This window comes from Saccharopolyspora sp. SCSIO 74807 (assembly GCF_037023755.1).
Classification (GTDB): domain Bacteria; phylum Actinomycetota; class Actinomycetes; order Mycobacteriales; family Pseudonocardiaceae; genus Saccharopolyspora_C; species Saccharopolyspora_C galaxeae.
Window position 1 is genome coordinate 779,514 of the sequence record NZ_CP146100.1, and the last position, 17,532, is coordinate 797,045.

At 70.6% G+C, this 17,532-nt stretch carries 1 protein-coding gene (cut by a window edge); it reads right to left on the reverse strand.

Translation table 11 applies throughout. The annotated features are described in order from the left end of the window. Positions 1–17,532, reverse strand: the 3' end of a protein-coding gene (locus V1457_RS03515; RefSeq protein WP_338600136.1) for a hypothetical protein. Its footprint extends 30,609 nt past the window's final position; the window shows 17,532 of its 48,141 coding nt (coding positions 30,610–48,141); its start codon lies beyond the right edge, outside the window; the stop codon is at positions 1–3.

Consider the following 17,532-nt stretch of genomic DNA (forward strand, 5'->3'; position numbering starts at 1 on the left):
TCACGACCGGCGCGCCGTCCCGAACTCCGCAGCCAACTCCCGCGCAAGACCCGCAGCCGCTCCCGGACCACGCGCGTGCAACTCCCGCGCCACAACACGGGCCACATCCTCGAAAAACTCCCGCTCCGCCCGCTGCTGCGGCGTCGCCTCCCGCACATCGGCCAACCCCGGAACCTCGTGCACCTGCGCCACGAGTTGCCCCGCATCGCGCAACAACGCGTCGAACTCCTCCGGACGCCGCTTGCCCAACACATCCACAGCCGCAGCCGCATCCGCCCGCAACCGAACGCGATCACCCGGCGACGACTCACCCGGAACGGCATCGCCGCCATAGTCGACGAACTCGTCGAACGGCCTGCCATCGGAGAACAACGAATCCGCGCCATCCGAATCCAGCTCCATCCGATCGGCCTCCGGCGCGTCGACCGACTGCGGCCGCTCGGCAACACCCGCAGCACCGGACTCGTCCCTGCGGAGATCAGCGGTCTGCTCGTCGACCGTACTCGGCAGCTCGGTGCCGAGATCACCGGAAGGGGCCTGCTGCCACGCCCACTCGGCAGGCAGCTCCGGCAATTCCAGGTCCGCTGCCGACTGCTCCAGCAAAGCCGGATCGATCAGCCACTCCGGCAACGCACCCGACGGGTCCGGGGCCGTCAGCGTCCCCAGCCAATCGGCCGAGGCGAGAACCGACTGCAGATCGTCCAACACCTCCGGCGGCAGCTCCGGAATCTCATCCGGAATCGCAGGCACGTCAAAACCGTCCTGCAACGCCCATGGATCAGCCTGCGGCCACGCACCACCCGCGTCCGGCGAATCCGCCGCATCAGCAGGCGCCGGCTCGGCACCGAGGCCGGACACCTCAACCCGCACCAGGTTCGGGTACGTGCTTTCCCGAACCAGGCTGATCACGCCGAGCGCTCCGGACGGAGCCGTCAGCGAGATCCGCGACTCGCGGTTCCCGTCCAGCACTTCCACATCGCTGCGCTGCCACAACGAATCAGCCACCCGGTGCCGCAACACCTCCTCCAACATCTCCCACACGTAATACCAACGATCGTCAGGCGAAACCCGGGCCACGATCCGCATCGTCGGCACCGGCCCTGGCTCGTCCGCATCCCGCCGCGCCAGCTGATCCAAGAAGCCATGCGCGCGCCACGCGAACCGCTGCAACATCGCCATCGACATCGTCGGCGTCCGGCGGACGAACGACAGATCCAGCGCCGCAGCCGTGCGGTACTGCTCCGCGGACCACCCCGGCCCCGGATGCACCTCGATCCGATCGACACCGCCGTGCATATAGAGCCGGGTGTACGGCACGTGCGAGACCGGTTCCGCCCCGGCGGCACGCTCGACCGCGTCACGCAGCTTCTCCGCTAGCGAGTCCCACACCTGCCCGAGGTTTCGCCCGCCGTTGCGGTCGGCGATCACGCGCACATCCGGCCACTCCCGGCCCGCCGACTCCGCTTCCCGGACCATCGCCAGCAGCGTATGCGCGAAATCCGCACTCGGGTCCCCTGCGGAGAACAGCCAGCTGAGCACCGGCGACGCCTCGGACTCCCGTCCCGGAACGGTGAACCGCCCCGCAGGCAACCCCTCCGCAGGCGCGGACCCCACCGGGGGCACCTCGTACACCGGCGCAACCCGCATCCCACCGGCAGGCACGCCGGTGCCGCGCCGATCGATCTGCTCGATCGAGACACGCCCGGACCACCTCTCGACAGCCCTGTCCAGGCTCAGGATCCCCTTGCTGCGCATCCAGGACCTGCCGCCCGGCGAGCGCAACCACTGCTCGAACGTCTCCCGCACTTCCTGCCGCACCGCGTCGGTCCGAGCCCGGCCCTGCCTCGCCGTAGCGGCGATCTCGATCGGCAACCGCATCCGGGGCGCATCCGCGGCGGCCTCCACGAACCCGGCCAGCCGCCAGCGCAACCGCCGCCGCGCAGCCTCCGGAAGCCGCCCCCGAGCAGGCAGGAATTTCAGGTCCAGCCGCCGCTCGACATTCCGATAATCCCGCTCGGCCAGCCCCGGCGTCTCGACCAGTTCGACCAGCACGGTGTCCCGGTCGGCAACGCCCAACGGCCTCCGGAGGTCGTGGACCGCGGTCGTGATCTCGGTGAACAGCGGTTCCGGAAGAACCGCGCCCGCAGGCAACGACGCGGCGATCACCGCCCGCACATGGTGCGCGAGCACCCGACCACCACCGGCGCTGACCGCTGACCTGCTCAAGTGCACCCGCAGGTCGATCGGCTCGGTGCCATCCCGGTGCGCCTCGGCCTGCTTGTCCGCCGCCGCCCGCAACCACGCCGACAACGGGCCGCCATGCTGCGAGATGAGTCCGACCGAGCCCGGATCATTCCGCGCAACAGCCCGCCGCACCGTATCCAGGAATTCCGAGAACTCGCCCACCCACGACTCCGGTGCCGCCGCCGTGTCCGCAGGCAACGGGGTACCGGTGCGCTGCGCGCCGGGACCGGCCGCGGCTGCCGGCACCGTAGGACCCCCCGAGTACGACCCGCCACCGGTCGAGGGACCGATCACCATCGCCGAGCGGTGCCTGCTCCGCCGCGGCACCCCGTCCGGATCAGCAGCAGTGACATCGAACGCCGCGTGCTCGGTGACATCGACGCGGTTCAGCAGCGCCCCCACCCGGTCATCCGCCGGATCCAGCCCCAGCGACAACGCGATCCCGGCACGCGCCTGCTCCCGAGCAGCAGCAGCACGTTTCGCCCTCAATTCGAAGTTGGTCGACACCACCCCGACCGGCAGACGCAACTCCGGATCACCTTGCGCCTCCCGCACGAAGGCAGCCAACCGCCGATACAGCCGACGCCGGAACACCGACTCCAACTCCGCCCGGTTGCTGCCCACATAGCCGAGCACCAGGTCCTTGTCGATCTGTTCGACCGCACGCAGGTACCGCTCGGCCGCAGCATTCTCCACCGCAACCGCAAAACGTCTGCGCACGAGCGAACCCGAAACGACGCTGAACGCGCTCTGGTGGCGCTGCTGGCGGAGCAACTCGACGGCCTCTTCCGGCAACCGGCCACCGATGGCCTCCTCCAGCGCCGTCCGAAGCTGCCCCGTCAACCGCGCGAAATCCAGTCCGCGCGGATCGACCAGCTCCAGCCGCAGCTGCGGCCACTCGTACGCCGCCGCAGAAATCCCCCGAGCACGCTGCTCCGCGACCGCCGACCGGAACCGCGCCACCAGCGACTCCGATCCCCCGGAACGCACCCACTCCCGCAACGACTCCGCGTCGAATTCCAGCGCGTCCGCCGAACGAACGAAAGCGCCATGAACACGGTGCGATCCATCGTCGGCGTCCACGACCCGCGCCCACTCCCCGGCACCTGCGTTGCCCCGTTCGGCAGCACCGATCGCGGCACCGATCACCATCGCCGAGCCGTGTCCGCGCCGCCGCGGCACTCCGTCCGAGTCCGCAACAGTGACCTCGACCTTGGCTCGACCGGCGACATCGACGCGGTTCAGCAGTGCTTCCACCCGGTCGTCAGCCGGATCCAGCCGCACCGCCAACGCGATCCCGGCACGCACCTGCTCCCGAGCAGCGGCGACACGTTTCGCCCTGATCCCGGGGTAGCCCGCTGCCACCCGGATCGGAAGGCGCAATTCCGGATCGCGTTGCGCCTCCCGCACGAACGCAGCCAACCGCCGATACAGCCGACGCCGGAACACCGACTCCAACTCCGCCCGGCCGTTGCCCACGTAGTCGAGCGGCAGGTCCGCACCGAGATCCTCGACCGCACGCACGAACTGCTCCGCCGGAGCGTTGCCCGCCGCAAGCGCAAAACGCCGCTCCGCGGGCGCTGCCACAGCGGCGCCCGGCCCGCTGAGCTCGCGCGAACGCCGCAGCACCCGAGTGAGCTCGACAGCCTCCTCCGGCAACGGGACACCGGCGGCCTCCTCCAGCGCCGTGCGAAGCTGCCCCGTCAACCGCGCGGAATCCAGCCCGCGAGGCTCGATCGACTCCAGCCACAACTGCGGCCACTCGAACGCCGCCGCAGAAATCCCCCGAGCACGCTGCTCCGCGACCGCCGACCGGAACCGCGCCGCCAACGACTCCGATCCCCCGGAACGCACCCACTCCCGCAACAGCCCCGGATCGAATTCCAAAGCCTCCGCGGAACTGACGAACGCACCATGAACACGCGGCGCCCCCTGCCCCGCGTCCCGCACGGAGTCCGCGGGCACACCGGAGTCCTGTGCGTCGGCGACCGCACCCTCGGGCACCGCCTGCGTGCTCGACGACGGCTCCGCATCCGCCTCGACGGCCTGGCGGACCGACTCGGGTACGCCGGATTCCACCGCACGCGGCTCGCCCTGCACCTCGACAGCCTCGGCCGCACCGAACCACGACGGCTCCCATGCATCCGACGCCGCGGGCACACCTGCGGATTCCCACTGCGGCGACAGCGGAGGCGGGAGCACCGCTGCAGGATCGAAATCGCCGGCACCGAACAACTCGGGCGGAGCCGGATCACTCCACGACCAACCCCGGTCGGCTCCCTCCGGCACCCAATCCATCGCATCGGGCCCGGCCTCCCCGGCCGGCTCCGCAATGCCGGTAGCCGCTGCTGCGGGGTCGGCGGTCGCAGCGCCTCCGTCAACGGGAACGTCCGGCGCCGCCCCGGCCGACACCCGCACCCGAACAGCGACCGGGACCTTGTTGATGACCACTCGTGGCTGCTGGGAGAACTCGACGACTCCCCGCGCACCCGAGGGGGCGGTCAACACGATCCTCGACACCGCCCCGCGGCTGTCCAGCGAGGATTCCGCCGACCAGCCGGGAACGGCGCCGGTCACCGACTCGATCAACTCCTGCGCGGCGGCACGCCGCCGCCCCAGCGAAGCGTCGCTGACGTTGTGGGCGGCGAGCACGACCGCCATCGCAGGTTCCTGTTCCGGCGGCTGATGCTCGACCTGCTCCAGGAACCCGCCCACACGATCCCGAAGCCGCTGCTCGTCGTCGGCCGAGAACGGAAAGCGCCCGGACGACTTGTTGCCGACCGCGAGCCGCACGCCGAGATCTTCTGCGTAGCGGGCCCCACCACCCGCAGCCCCGGGTCGCGCCGCGCTGCCCGCAACGGAATCGCCTGCTGCGGGAGCAGCGCGCGCCTGCTCGACGCCGGAGACCCGCACCCGCATACCGACCGATGTGGTGCCGACCCGCGGGTTCTTCTGGTGGGATAGCTCGATGACTCCGCCCGCACCCGCCGGGCCGGTCAACACGATCCTGGTCACCCCGCGGCGGCCGTCGAACGAACTCTCGCGCGACCAAGCGGGGTCGGCATCGACCACCGACTCGAACAACTCCTGGACCACACTGTGCCGCCGCGCGAGCAGAGCCTCGCCGACGCTGACGCTGGAGAGCACGGCCTGCATCGCAAGCTGCTGCCCGGGCGGCTGTTGCCCGGCCTGCTCCAGGAACCCGGCCATCCGGTGCCGGAGCCGCCGCTCCTCCTCGACCGGCAACAGGTTTTGGCCCGAGGAAGACCTGCCGGGTGTGAACCGCACGCCCAGCTGCTCTGCGTACCGGTCCGCGCCGTCGGTAGCCGCGGACTGCACCGCGTGCCCCGCGCCGCCTTCGCCGGGAACATCCGGCTTGGCGACGCCCGAGATCCGCACCCGTGCACCGACCAAGGTGTCGCCGAGCTTCACCCTCGCCTGGCTGGAGAGCTCGACGACTCCGCGCGCGCCCGCGGGGCCGGTCAACACGATCCTCGACACCGCCCCGTGGCTCTCCGGTTGCGCCGACCAGCCGGGAACGGCGCCGATCACGGACTCGATCAACTCCTGCACGGTGCTGCGCCGCTGCGCAAGAAGGGCCTCGCTGACGCGGCGTCCGTTGACCACGATCTCCATCGCGGGCTGTTGCGCGAGGGCCTCCGCCGGACGTTGTGCGATCTGCTCCAGGAATGCCGCCGTCCGGCCCCGAAGCCGCATCTCACTGTCCGGCGACAGCGCGCCACGTTCGAACCGCACGGCCAGGTTCTCGGGGTACCGATCGTCCGCGTCCGCCGAACGGGACGGGCCGGGCTGCGGATCGAAATCGGGGTCGGGGTCGGGCCGCGAAGCAGCCGCCCGGGTACTTCTGCGTGCCCCACCGGACCCGGCAGGGGGCGCCCCTTGCGCGCTCGACGACTCCGCAGCAGCGGGCACGCGCCCTGCGCCGGCGGGGCGGCCGAACCGGCGACCGGCGCCGCGGAGTCCGCTCGTCTCACCCGTCTGCATCCACTGCGCCATCTCGGACGCCAACTGCAGCAGGTTCTCCGGCACCGCATGACGATGCCGATTCCGGGTCAACCAAGCCGCATAACCCTCGAGCGCCGCGGACATCTCAGCCGCCGAAACCGCCCGCCCCAACGCTGCCGACAACGACGACCGCACGAACTCCGAAGTGTGCTGATCGAACGAACCCAGCCACGACCGCAGATCCGCGTCGACAGCCGGGGCAACCGGCTCGGCTACCGCTGCACCGCCGCCGGGATTCCCCGGCTCCTGCCCGGTGTACCGGGTGCTCTCGTGGACTTCGATGAACTGCCGGCCGTCCTTGACGTAGCTGCTGGCCCATCCCGCGTTGTCCTCGACGTAGAGACGGGGAATCCACAGCATGTCGCGCGGGCCGTAAGCCGTGTTCGTGAAGGTGAAATCGTGGAACTCCTGGACCGACGACCGGAAGAAGACTCCCCCAGGCTGTTCGTCCGCGAAGCCGGTACTGGTGTTCCGCGCAACGCTGCACATGGAGTACAGGAGTTTTCCGGCCGGGTTGGCCGCGACCATCCGGTGGAAATTCCGGCGCTGCAACGACAGCCGGGTGAAGGTCCGCCCGTCGACCGACAACTTATAGCGCTGACCACCCCGCTCGACGTGGATGATGACGGTTTCCTCGGTTCCGTGCGCGCTGAGGATGTTCGGCCCGGCGGTGACCTGTTGCGGTGCACCGGTGCGCGGGTTCGACAGGGTGACCGTGGTCGGCGCGAACGGAGCAGGAACCAGGCGGTGGTACGGGTCGTGCCGATCGAGATCGGAGACCTCATCGTCGAGCTTCGACCGCTCACCCTTCCGCGTCCGCACAACATGGTGCAGCTCATCGGCAAGACCGCCCCGATAGCGCTCTTTCGACGATTCCTCGGAACTCTTGTAGGAATTTCCGACGGTTCGGGTCCAACCCGTTCCTTTGCTCTTGAGTTCGGTGTCCAGTAGTTCGTGCGGATAGAACTCGAACGGGGTGCCGTCGTCGAGATGCCCGGTCAACGGCCGGTTCGCGTCCAAGATCTCAGGCGCACCGGGCAGGAACCTCTCGAAAAATCTGATGTTGTCGACGTTGCCGTCCGAGTAGACGCTGTGGGTGTGGACCTGCCCGTGCGGGGTGTGTTCTTGCCATCCCAGGTTGCCGGGAGTGCTGAAGGGTCCGTCCGCGAGCTGGGTGGCCGAACCACCCACCGGCGCCTCGACCACCAACGGCACCCCGCTGCGGTGCAGGACCCTGGCAGTGGAGCGCACATCAGGCGTCGCCGACAGCAGTTTGACGCCCGGACTGTCGAACATCGCTTGCGACAGTGTCCGCATCGGCCGGAAGTTGGCCAGGATCTCGCCGTACCCGGCGGCGTCGACGCGCACGGAAGAACCGTCGTGCCGGAAGATCTCGTACCACCCGCGGTCGGTCGCGGCGTAGGAGAACACCCGCACATCGGACTGCGTGCGCTGCGCGGACGGCCGCGTCCGGTGGACGGCCGCCGCGTGCGGCGACTCGCCAGGCAAGGTGTTGAGCGTGTCGTAGTACCGGCCGGTGAGGTAATACGGATCGTCCTGGGCGAACGAGACACCGTATCCGCTCCCGTCGCCGGGCATGACGTGGTAGGCGATGTCGCCCAGGCGCAGGTTGGTCCACCTGAACCGGCCGACCTTCGCGCGAATCGTGACCTCGGGGTCCACGAAATCGCTCACCGCGACGGCGGCGGAGCTTGCCGAAACTTCCCGGTCCCCGCGCTGCATCGGGACGAAACGTTTCCAGCCGCGGAACCGGGAAGGCCCGGAACCCGAACCACCGGCCGCCGGTCCACCGGAATCCCGCGCACCACCGCGCAGCTGCGGCCGCGGATCCCCGGTCACCGCCAGCTGGGCGACCTCGGAACCCAACCGCGCCGAATTCTCCGGGAAGCGGCGCTCCTTCCCGTACTCATCCATCCACCGCAGGTACTCCCGGAAGGCCGCGCGCGCCTCATCCGGCGACACCGAACGACCGAACCCGTTCCGGAAGGCCGATCGCACCGCCTGCACCTCGAGCGCGTCCAACTCGCCCCGGTCCGCGAGTCCCCGCTCCCGGGCGCGCGCACCGTCGCCTCGGGTGTTCCGATCCGCGCCGAACAGGTCCCGCGCCTGCTCGGCCACCTCGGGTGGGACGTCGTCCAGCCACTTGGAAGCCAAGTGCACTGGCGTGCCGGATGGCACCGTCCTGTGGAACAGATTCAGCGCGGCCGTCCACGCAGCGGGACGCTGCGCTTCGGGAAGCTTGTCGATCGTGCGGGCCGCACCCGGCAGGTGCAGGTAGCCGCCGCGGTTGGGCATCTCCCGATGCAGCGTGACCACGGCGCTGCGCACCGCGTCGAGCACGCCCTCGCGTCCCGGATGTGCCCGCGGGGCAGGCGCGGATTCTTGCACGTCCGGCGCCTGCTCCAGCCAGCTGTGCCCGGAATTGACGTGGACGATCTCGTCACTGATGAAGGGCAGGTCAGCGCGCGGGTTGTTCCCGGCGACGCCGAGCGCTGCCGCGAGCTGATTGAAAATGTACGGCGTCGGCCCGGTCCGGCCGAGGGTCTCGTTCTCGGTCGACGAGGAACTGTCGTTCAACAGCCACGTCGGCTCCCGATCAGCGGCGGTGAACTGCGCGGCCATGTTGATGCCCGCGGTCTCGACGACAGTCGCCCGCGCAATCGTCTCGGCAAGGTCCTTAGTGAAGTTGTCCTGCTGAATACGCAGGTACTCCCGGGTAGCGCCGACACCAGCGGCGGAGACAAGCGCCGAATTATTGATCTTTCCATCGCGTTCCCGGGACGCCAGGAATCCGAATTTGTGCTGCGCAGCCGTGCGCACCGCATCCGCAAGGTCCCGGCCACGGCCGTCCGGATGCACCAGCGAGTTGTCACCGTCGGTGTAGACGCCGCCGAACCGGTTCAGGATCTCCAACCGGCTCACGTCGCTGGCCACGGCATACGCAGCACCCGTACCCCGAGCCCGCTCGGTCCGCACCTCAGCATCCAGCGACATCGGATTCTGGCGAGCAAACACCTCATCGATGTTCACCAACCGGACACCATGCTCCCGCGCCCAACCCAGCATCTGCTGAATCCGGGCATCCCGGCCCGCGGGCACCTCCATCCCATCAACCCGCTCGAAGTCCGCACGCGACACATCCGTCCACACCACGAACTTGAAATTCCGCAAATCCGCATTCGTCGCCGCACTGCCGACATTCGCCATGAAATCAGCTCGCGAACCACCATCCGCCCGGTCCTGATACAGCGGCCCGCCCAGCCAAATACTGTGCACCAAGTGCGGAACGCGCTGATTCTTGAAACCCGCACCACTATTACGTCCGACCCGCCTGCCCTCGGTCACCGACTCAGCACGAGACGGCAAATTCTCCGGCTGCAACGAATCCCACGACGGACGCTCACCACGAGTCATGTCGACTAGCTCGAAGAACGCATCCCGCTTCACCGCACGCAACTTGTCGAAATCATAACCACGACCGTTCCGCATCAGATGTTCCGGAGCATCCGGCACATTCCGGCGCACACCAAACGGATCCAACCCCAGCCGCCGCGCGTGCACATCCTCCGGCTGCTGGTTCAACTCACCGGCCAGCGCCTGCTCGAGCACCGCCGAATCGAGCACGGAGTCCGTTCCGGGCGCACGCACGGCCGATCCCGCATCGCTCGGCAAGCGCTCGGAGCCCTCGCCTTCCCTGCCCGACCCTTCGGCAGACCCAGCAGCATCCGAAACCTGCCGCGCACCACCACGCAGTTGCTCCCGCGGATCGCCGGTCACCACGTACTGCGCGACCTCAACACCCAACCGCGACGAATTCTCCGGGAAACGACGTTCCTGACCATGCTCGTGCATCCACCCCAGATAACCCCCGAACGCCGCACGCGCCTGCTCCGTGGACACGACCCGCTCGAATCGATTCCGGAACGCCGACCGAATCGCCTCCACGTCGAGATCGTCCAGATCACGACGGCCCGCAGCCAACGCACGAACACGCTCACCAGCCGCGGCAGGCGTATCCGACTCGCCACCGAACAACCGCCGCGCCTGCTCGGCCACCCCAGCCGGAACACCCTCCAACCACTTCGGCACCAACTGCACCCGCGCATCCGCAGGCAAGGTCCGATGGAACAGATTCAGCGCCGCCTCCCACGCCGCCGCACGCTGCTCAACCGGAAGCTTGTCGATCGTGCGCGCCGCACCCGGCAGGTGCAGGTGGCCGCCGCGGTTGGGCAGTTCCCGGTGCAGCGTCAGCACGGCACTGCGCACCGCCTCGAGCACGCCGTCCCGTCCCGGATGTGCGGGTGGCGCAGGCGCGGCATCTTGCTGGCTCGCCTGGCCGGGCTCCAGCCAGCTGTGCCCGGAGTTGACGTGGATGACCTCGTCGCTGATGGCGGGCAGTTCATCGCGCGGGTTGTCCCCGGCAAGGCCGAGCGCTGCCGCCAACCGGTTGAAGATGTACGGAGTCGGCCCGGTCCGGCCCAGCGTCTCGCTGCGAACGCTGTCCTCGTTCGACGAGCGATCGTTGACCAGCCACATGGGTCGCCGATCAGTGGCCGTCCACTGCTCGGCCATCTCGATGCCGGCGCTGCTGACGACCTGCGCACGCGCGATCGTCTCGGCCAGGTCCTTGCCGAAATTCTCGCGCTGGACACCCAGGTACTCCCGGGTGGCGTCGACACCCGCAGCAGCGATCAGCGCCGAATTGTTGAGCTTGCCGAACCGTTCCCGGGAAGGCAGGAATCCGAACTTGTGCCCCGCGGCCTGGCGCACCGCACCGGCGAGGTCCCGGCCGCGGCCGTCCGGATGCACCAGCGAGTTGTCGCCGTCGGTGTAGACACCGCCGAACCGGTCCAGGATCTCGATCCGGCTCACGTCGCTGGCCACGGCATACGAAGCACCCGTGCCGCGCGCCCGCTCGGTGCGCACTTCGGCGTCCAGCGACATCGGGTTCTGGCGCGGGAACACCTCGTCGATGTTCACCAGCCGGACGTCGTGCTCGCGCGCCCAATCGAGCATTTGGCGGACCCGGCCGTCCCGGCCGGTCGGCGAATCCATCCCGCCGACCCGCTCGATGTCCGCGCGCGAGACGTCCGTCCACACCATGAACTTGAAGTCCCGCAGGTCCGCGTTCCTCGACGCGCTGCCGATGTTGGCCATGAAGTCGGCGCGCGAACCGCCGTTCGCCTGGTCCCGGTACAGCGGCCCGCCCAGCCAAATGCTGTGCACCAGGTGCGGGATGCGCCGGTGCTTGAAGCCAGGGCCGCTGCTGCGTCCGACCCGCCTGCCCTCGGTCACCGAGTCGGCGCGCGGCGACAGGTTCTCCGGTTGCAGCTCATCCCAGGTCGGCCGGTCGCCGCGCGCCATGTCGATCCGTTCGAAGAACGCGTCCCGCTTGTCCGCGTTCAGCTTCCGGAAGTCGTAGCCGACACCGTGCTGCATCAGGTGGTCCGGTGCGTCCGGCACGTTCCGGCGCGCGCCGAACGGGTCGAGCCCGAGGCGGCGGGCGTGCGCATCCTCCGGTTGCGGGTTCAGTTCCCCGGCCAGCGCCTTCTCGATGTCCGCCGGGTCGAGCACAGAACCGTCCGTGCCGGGCTCCGAACCGGCCGGTTCGCCGCCGCCCCGGCCCGGTTCCGGCGCGGGCGAGTCGGGTTCCGCTTCGCCGGAACGACCGGACGGGCCTGCCTCCGGATCGGTCTGCGGCGCGCCGCCGTCCGCACCACGAGCCCCGCCGAAACCGGCCGGCGGCACCGAACGGCGAGCCGTCCCGAACTCCCCGGCGAGTTGCCGTGCAAGAGACTCGGCCGTGCTCGGATCGCCCACGTGCAATTCCCGCGCCACGACACGCACGACGTCCTCGAAGAACTCCCGCTCCGCCCGCTGCTGCGGCGTCGCGTCCCGGACATCGGCCATCGGCGGAACCTCGTGCACACGACCCACGATCCGCCCGGCATCGCGCAGCAACGCCTCGAATTCGTCGACGCGCCGCTTGCCCAACGACTCCTCAGCGGCAGCCGCCCGCGCACGCAACCGCTCCCGATCGCCCGCAAGCGCGGATGCGGACTCGTCCACGGCGGCACGGCCGTCCGCGAAGTCGGAGCTCACCGCGCCGTCATCGGAGGAAGCCCGATCGCCCGGCTCGACCCAGATCTCCACCCCGGTCGGCCCCTCGGAGTGCACGAAGTGCGGGGCGGCGGCGAAGCCGAGATCGCTGCGGCCCAGCCGGTCGCCCTCCGGCCGGTTCCGCTGCGCCAGCCGCAGCGCGTGGTCGAGTTCGGGCATCAGCGCGGAGAAATCGTTCGCCGCGCGGGAGGAATCGACATCACCGCGGACCCGGTACCGCACGACCGGCTGGTGGCCGTCCGCGTGCGCGGCCAGTGCCTGCCGCGCGATCGAGTGCAGCCGGAGACGCTCCTGCACCGGGAGCCGCTCGGCCCCGGCCGGGATCGTCACGCGCGCGGCCGGGTCCACCGCGCGCACGCCCGGGTCGTTGCGCGCGTGGTCGAGCGCCTGCTCGTAGCCACGTTTCGCCTGCCAATAGGCGGCTTCGGCGGCTCGTTCGGCCTCGACGTGCGGGCTCAGTTCCGGCGCGCCGGTCACCTGCGTGGTCAGGTCGTCCCGGTCGCCCGGCGCGGACGGGTCGGCGGCGCGGCGCCGGGCGCGGGCGGTCTGCCACTCGGCGTCCCGCGCGGCGAGTTCCCTGCTCGCGGTGATCAAGGAAGCGGGCAGCGCGCCCGAAACATCGCCGCGGCGGAGCACGAAGCCCTGCTCGAACTCGACGTCCACGACGGCGGGTCGCTTGCGGGTCAGCTTCGAGGTGGGCGTGGCGACGAACCGGTACCCGGCGCCGTGCGACCAGGTACTGGTGATCCCGGACGGGTCGGCGTCGTGCGCGGGCAGCTGCCTGCCGCCGGACGAGGTGCCGCCCTGGTACGCCTGCTCACTGCGCTTCGCACCGAGAGGCTCGTTCGGGATCATCCAGTCACCGGCCTGCCCGAACATCTCCCGGTTCGGGTAGGAAGCCGCGTCCGGGTGCTGCGGCACGCCGAACGCGGCGAACGGCAGCGTGCTCAGCGAGTTGCCCGTCGCGGTGCTGTGTTCGGTCCGGGTGCTGCTCGGGAAGGCCGATTCCCCGCCCAGCTCGATGCGGCCGCTGGAGCCGGCCAGTTCGCCGGGGCCGGTCGCCTTCGGATGCATCGTCAACTCGACGCCGAGGCTCGACGGCAGATCCAGCGGCACCCCGTCGGAGCCGTGCGAACCCAACGTTCCGGTCGCCCGGCTCGACGTGAGGGCGGCGCGCAGCATCCTGCGGGTGTGCGCGTCCACCTCGACGCCCGCTTCCTCGAGCGTTCGCTCGGCTCCGCGGACCAGGTCGCGCACGTCGCCGCCGAAGTCGATCGCCCGCCACTTCGCCGGGTCCTCCGGGAGTTGCACGGCGTCGGCGCGCCACCGGGCCAGCGCTGCCGCACCGGCGTCGTCCGCGCTGCGTCGGTGGATCTCGCCACTGCGCGAGCCCGCGGGGCCGGGGGTCGCGTCCTCGACCGGGGTGTGCGTGGTGACGGTGCGGGTATCCGGAGCCGCCGCGATGCGCTCGCCGTGGCGCTCGATGCGCAGGTCGAACAGCAGCTTCACGCGGTGCTCGGCCAGCGCGCCGCGCACCGTTTCGGTGTGGGTGTGCTCGACCGTGCCGTCCTGGCGCACGTTCCGGGATGCCTTGAGCCCCTCGAAGGCGTGGCCGAGCCCGAGCCCCCAGTAGCTGTACGGCGCACCGTGCTCGGCAGGCGCGGTGCTCGCGGCGGCCTCGTCGTTCTGCATCATCACCGACGGGATGGCCATGTTGAACACTTCCAGCACCGCCCGCCGGAAGCTGCGCGCCGTGCTGGTCACGAACGACGCCTTGGTGGCCCGCTGCCGTTCGCCGTGCTTGATGCCGACCGGCTCGGCCTGCCCCACCTGCTCGGCGGCCACGTGCAGCTCGTAGGTCTCGCCGCGGAGCCGGTCCTCCAACCGCAGCGGGGCGCTCGTGCCGCCGTTGGACAGATCGCGCAGCGAAGCCTGGATCCGCGACAGGTAGCGCTCGGCTTCGGCGTAGTTGTCGTGCGCAGTCCCCTGCGACGTCGGGGAAAGCAGCTCGTCCGCCCGTTCGTGGCCGAGGCGCCGCACCAGCTGGTCGTGCAGCGGCTTGAGCTGATCGCTCAGGTCGACCGGCTCGATCACCCCGTCCGCCCAGCGCGGGGTGCCGAGGTCCTGGCCGTCCGGGATCGGGCTGAGGTCCGCGCGCTCCGGCCGCGACTCGGGCTCGGGCAGCCGCGGCGGCTCCGGCCCCTCGGCGGCGCGGTGCGCGTCCTGTTCGGCCTGCCGGATGCGGAGTTCGTGCAGCTGCTGGTCGTCGACCACCGCCCACACCGCGTTCGGCAGCTCGAAGCGCTCCGCCGCGCGCCCGACCTCGCGGGAGCTGAACAGGTTCCAGCGGTCCAGCTTGCCGCGGCGGCGGGTCTCGACGGCCTGGGTGGCTTCCAGGGTGGCGCTGATGACGTGCACCCGGCGCGGTTCGGAGGACATCGCCAGCTCGTCGGTGATGGTGCTGCGGTGCCCGTCCGTGCGGCCCTTGGAGTTGTTCAGCACGTCGATCGTGCTGAACAGCATCCCGAAGCCGTAGCTGGTGGTGCCGGGGCTGTGCCCGGAGGTTTCGCTGGTCGCCATGAAGGCGGGCTCGATCGTGCTCTTCCAGCCCCAGCTGCGGCTGCGCTCGGAACCGGTGGTGCTGGTGCCGGTGCTGGACTCCTCCGGTTGCAGCCACACGGTTTCGTGCTTGTTGACGTCGCGCAGCTGGTAGGAGACCGCCGCGGTGCCTTCGGTGTTCGCCAGCCTGCGCGTCCAGCCGAGTCCGCTGATCCGCTGCAACCGGCTCAGCGCCCGCCGGTCGCGGCGCAGCGCGCTCGCGGAGACGGTCTGCTCGATCAGCCGGGAGTTGGCGCCTGCCGGGAAGCTCATAGCCGGATCACCGGAAGACCGGTGCAGCAGCGACCGCAGCGATCCGCGCACGTGCTCCAGCCCGCGTACCGACAGCAGGTGCACGCCGTCCAGCTTCGAGGTCCGGCCGTGGCGCAGCAGGTCGCTGTGGTTGATCGAGACGTCCTGCAGCTCGGTCCGGTTGACCGGCTCGACGTCGGGCAGCGGCTGCCGCGCGGGCTGCGGGTGCGCGGAGTCGGGGCTGTTCGCGGTCTCGTCCGCGGCACGCGGCGGGTCCGGCTCGGCAGCTGCGTTCGGGTCCGCCTGCTGGAGACCGAGTTGCCCGGTCTGCGGATCGCGCAGCACCGTCCCGGCCTCCGGCCCCAGCACCACGTCGACGGCGACGACGCCCGGCCTGCGGCCGTCCGCAGCGGCCGTCGGATCCGCGATGGGCAGCTGGTGCCACTCCGGGGCGTGCTTGCCGGGGCTGCCGATGGTCAGGTGCCGGACCATGTCGTTCGTCCGGGACCAGTAGCGGCCGGAAACCTCGAACTCGACCCGCGCCCGGTACCGCTGCGGCGGCTCGGCGCGCACGTTGCCGTCCGCGTCCAGCTGCCCGCCGCGGACGCCACCGCTGGAATGCCCGGCCTGCCGCCCGAGCGAGGTCGTCTCCGACCGGCCGTGCGTGACGCCGTGCGGGCTGGTCAGCATCTCCATCGCGATCAGGGCCGAGTACGCGCGGAAGACGATGCCGCCGAAGAACGACCAGCTCCGGCTGCGGGAGAACGTCCCGCCCTCGGAGTCGGAGAGCTTCTCGGTCGTCGTACCGGTCTGGTCCGCTTCGGGAGTGACCCGCGCGCCGTCGTGCAGCTTCGCGGAGATCAGCAGCTCGGCGTGGTAGTCGTGCGCCCGCCCGGGTTCCGGCACCAGCTCGAGCACCAGCGGCTGGCCGGCCAGCATGTCCCGTTCGCGGTTGAGCAGGTTCTGCGGCGAGACCAGCTGGTCGATCTGCTCGTTGCGGGTCAGCTTCCGCTGCGCACCGGCGGAGACGCCGTCCGCGAGCTCGGGGTCGTCGAAAGCGGTGGTGTACTCGCTGTCGCGCCACTTCCAGCGGTGGTGACCGGGCACTTCCGGGAGGCTGTTGCGCAGGATCTCGCTGAGCCGCTCGCTCGCCTCCTGCAGCGCGATGCCGGTCGCCGCGCCGTTGACGTGCCGCTGGGTGAGTTCCTCGGTGACCGCCGACTCGCCGATGCCCGCGGCTTCGGCCTCCGCGGTCTTCGCCCAGAACGCGGCCTGCGCGGCGTCCGGGAACGAGATCGGCGGATGCCCGGACCGGCGGACCTGGAACTCCACGCGACCGGTGTAGCGCGTCAGCGATCCGGTGTAGGAGTCCGTGGTTTCGCCGGTCGTCTCGCGGCTTCGCTCCTGCGTGTTGCTCCTGCCGTGCGCGGCGGAGGCGGCGGGTCCGGCGCCGAAGGTCGCCGCGCCGCTGTCCAGGCCGGGACCGCCCGCGAAGGAGCCGCCCACCTCGCGGCCCGCCTGCGCGGTATCGGTAGCGGTCTGCGCATCGCTGGTGGTCCTGGTGAAGTGCGCGCCATCGATGATCTGGTCGTGCGCGAGGTCGGTGAGCACGGCGCGCATCTGCACCTGGTTGGGCGCGCGGTCGATCAGCCGCTTGAACCAGTTGCCGCGCGGCAGCAGGGTTTCCAGGCTCGTCCAGCCTTCGCCCCGCGCGGCCTGGGCCGGGGTGACCGTCATCGCGGGCAGGTTCTGCTTGAGCTTTTCCGGGCTGAGGAAGTCCCGCAACGCCTCGCGCCCACGTGCGGTGAGTTCGCCCAGGTGCGCGGCGACCTGCTCGTGCATGGCGGCCGGGGCGCCGTCGCGCTGCGGCAGCCACTTGCCCCGGTACCAGCCGCGCGCGGTGTCATCGATCCGGGCGTCCTCCAGCACCGAGTCCGGTAGCCGCGCTGGCATCGCGACCCCGCGCCCGGCGCCTTCCAGCCCCTCCGGCACGTTCACCTCGACCTCGATCGGGTCGGCGCCGGGGCCTTCGGGCACCCGGGTCGCGAAGACCGTTCCGGGCCGGGTGGCGTCCGCGTCCAGCCGGCGCAGCGACACCGAGGCCGGGACGCGCGCCGCGCGCATCCCCTGGTAACCGCCGAGCCGCGGGTGCTCCGGATTCGCGGGCAGCGCGACGCTGGTCCGCACGCCCAGCGCGTCGTTGCGGCCTGCCGTGCGCGAGTAGGCCACGTCCGTCGCGACGTTGACCGCGCCGATGCCGAAGAACCCCGG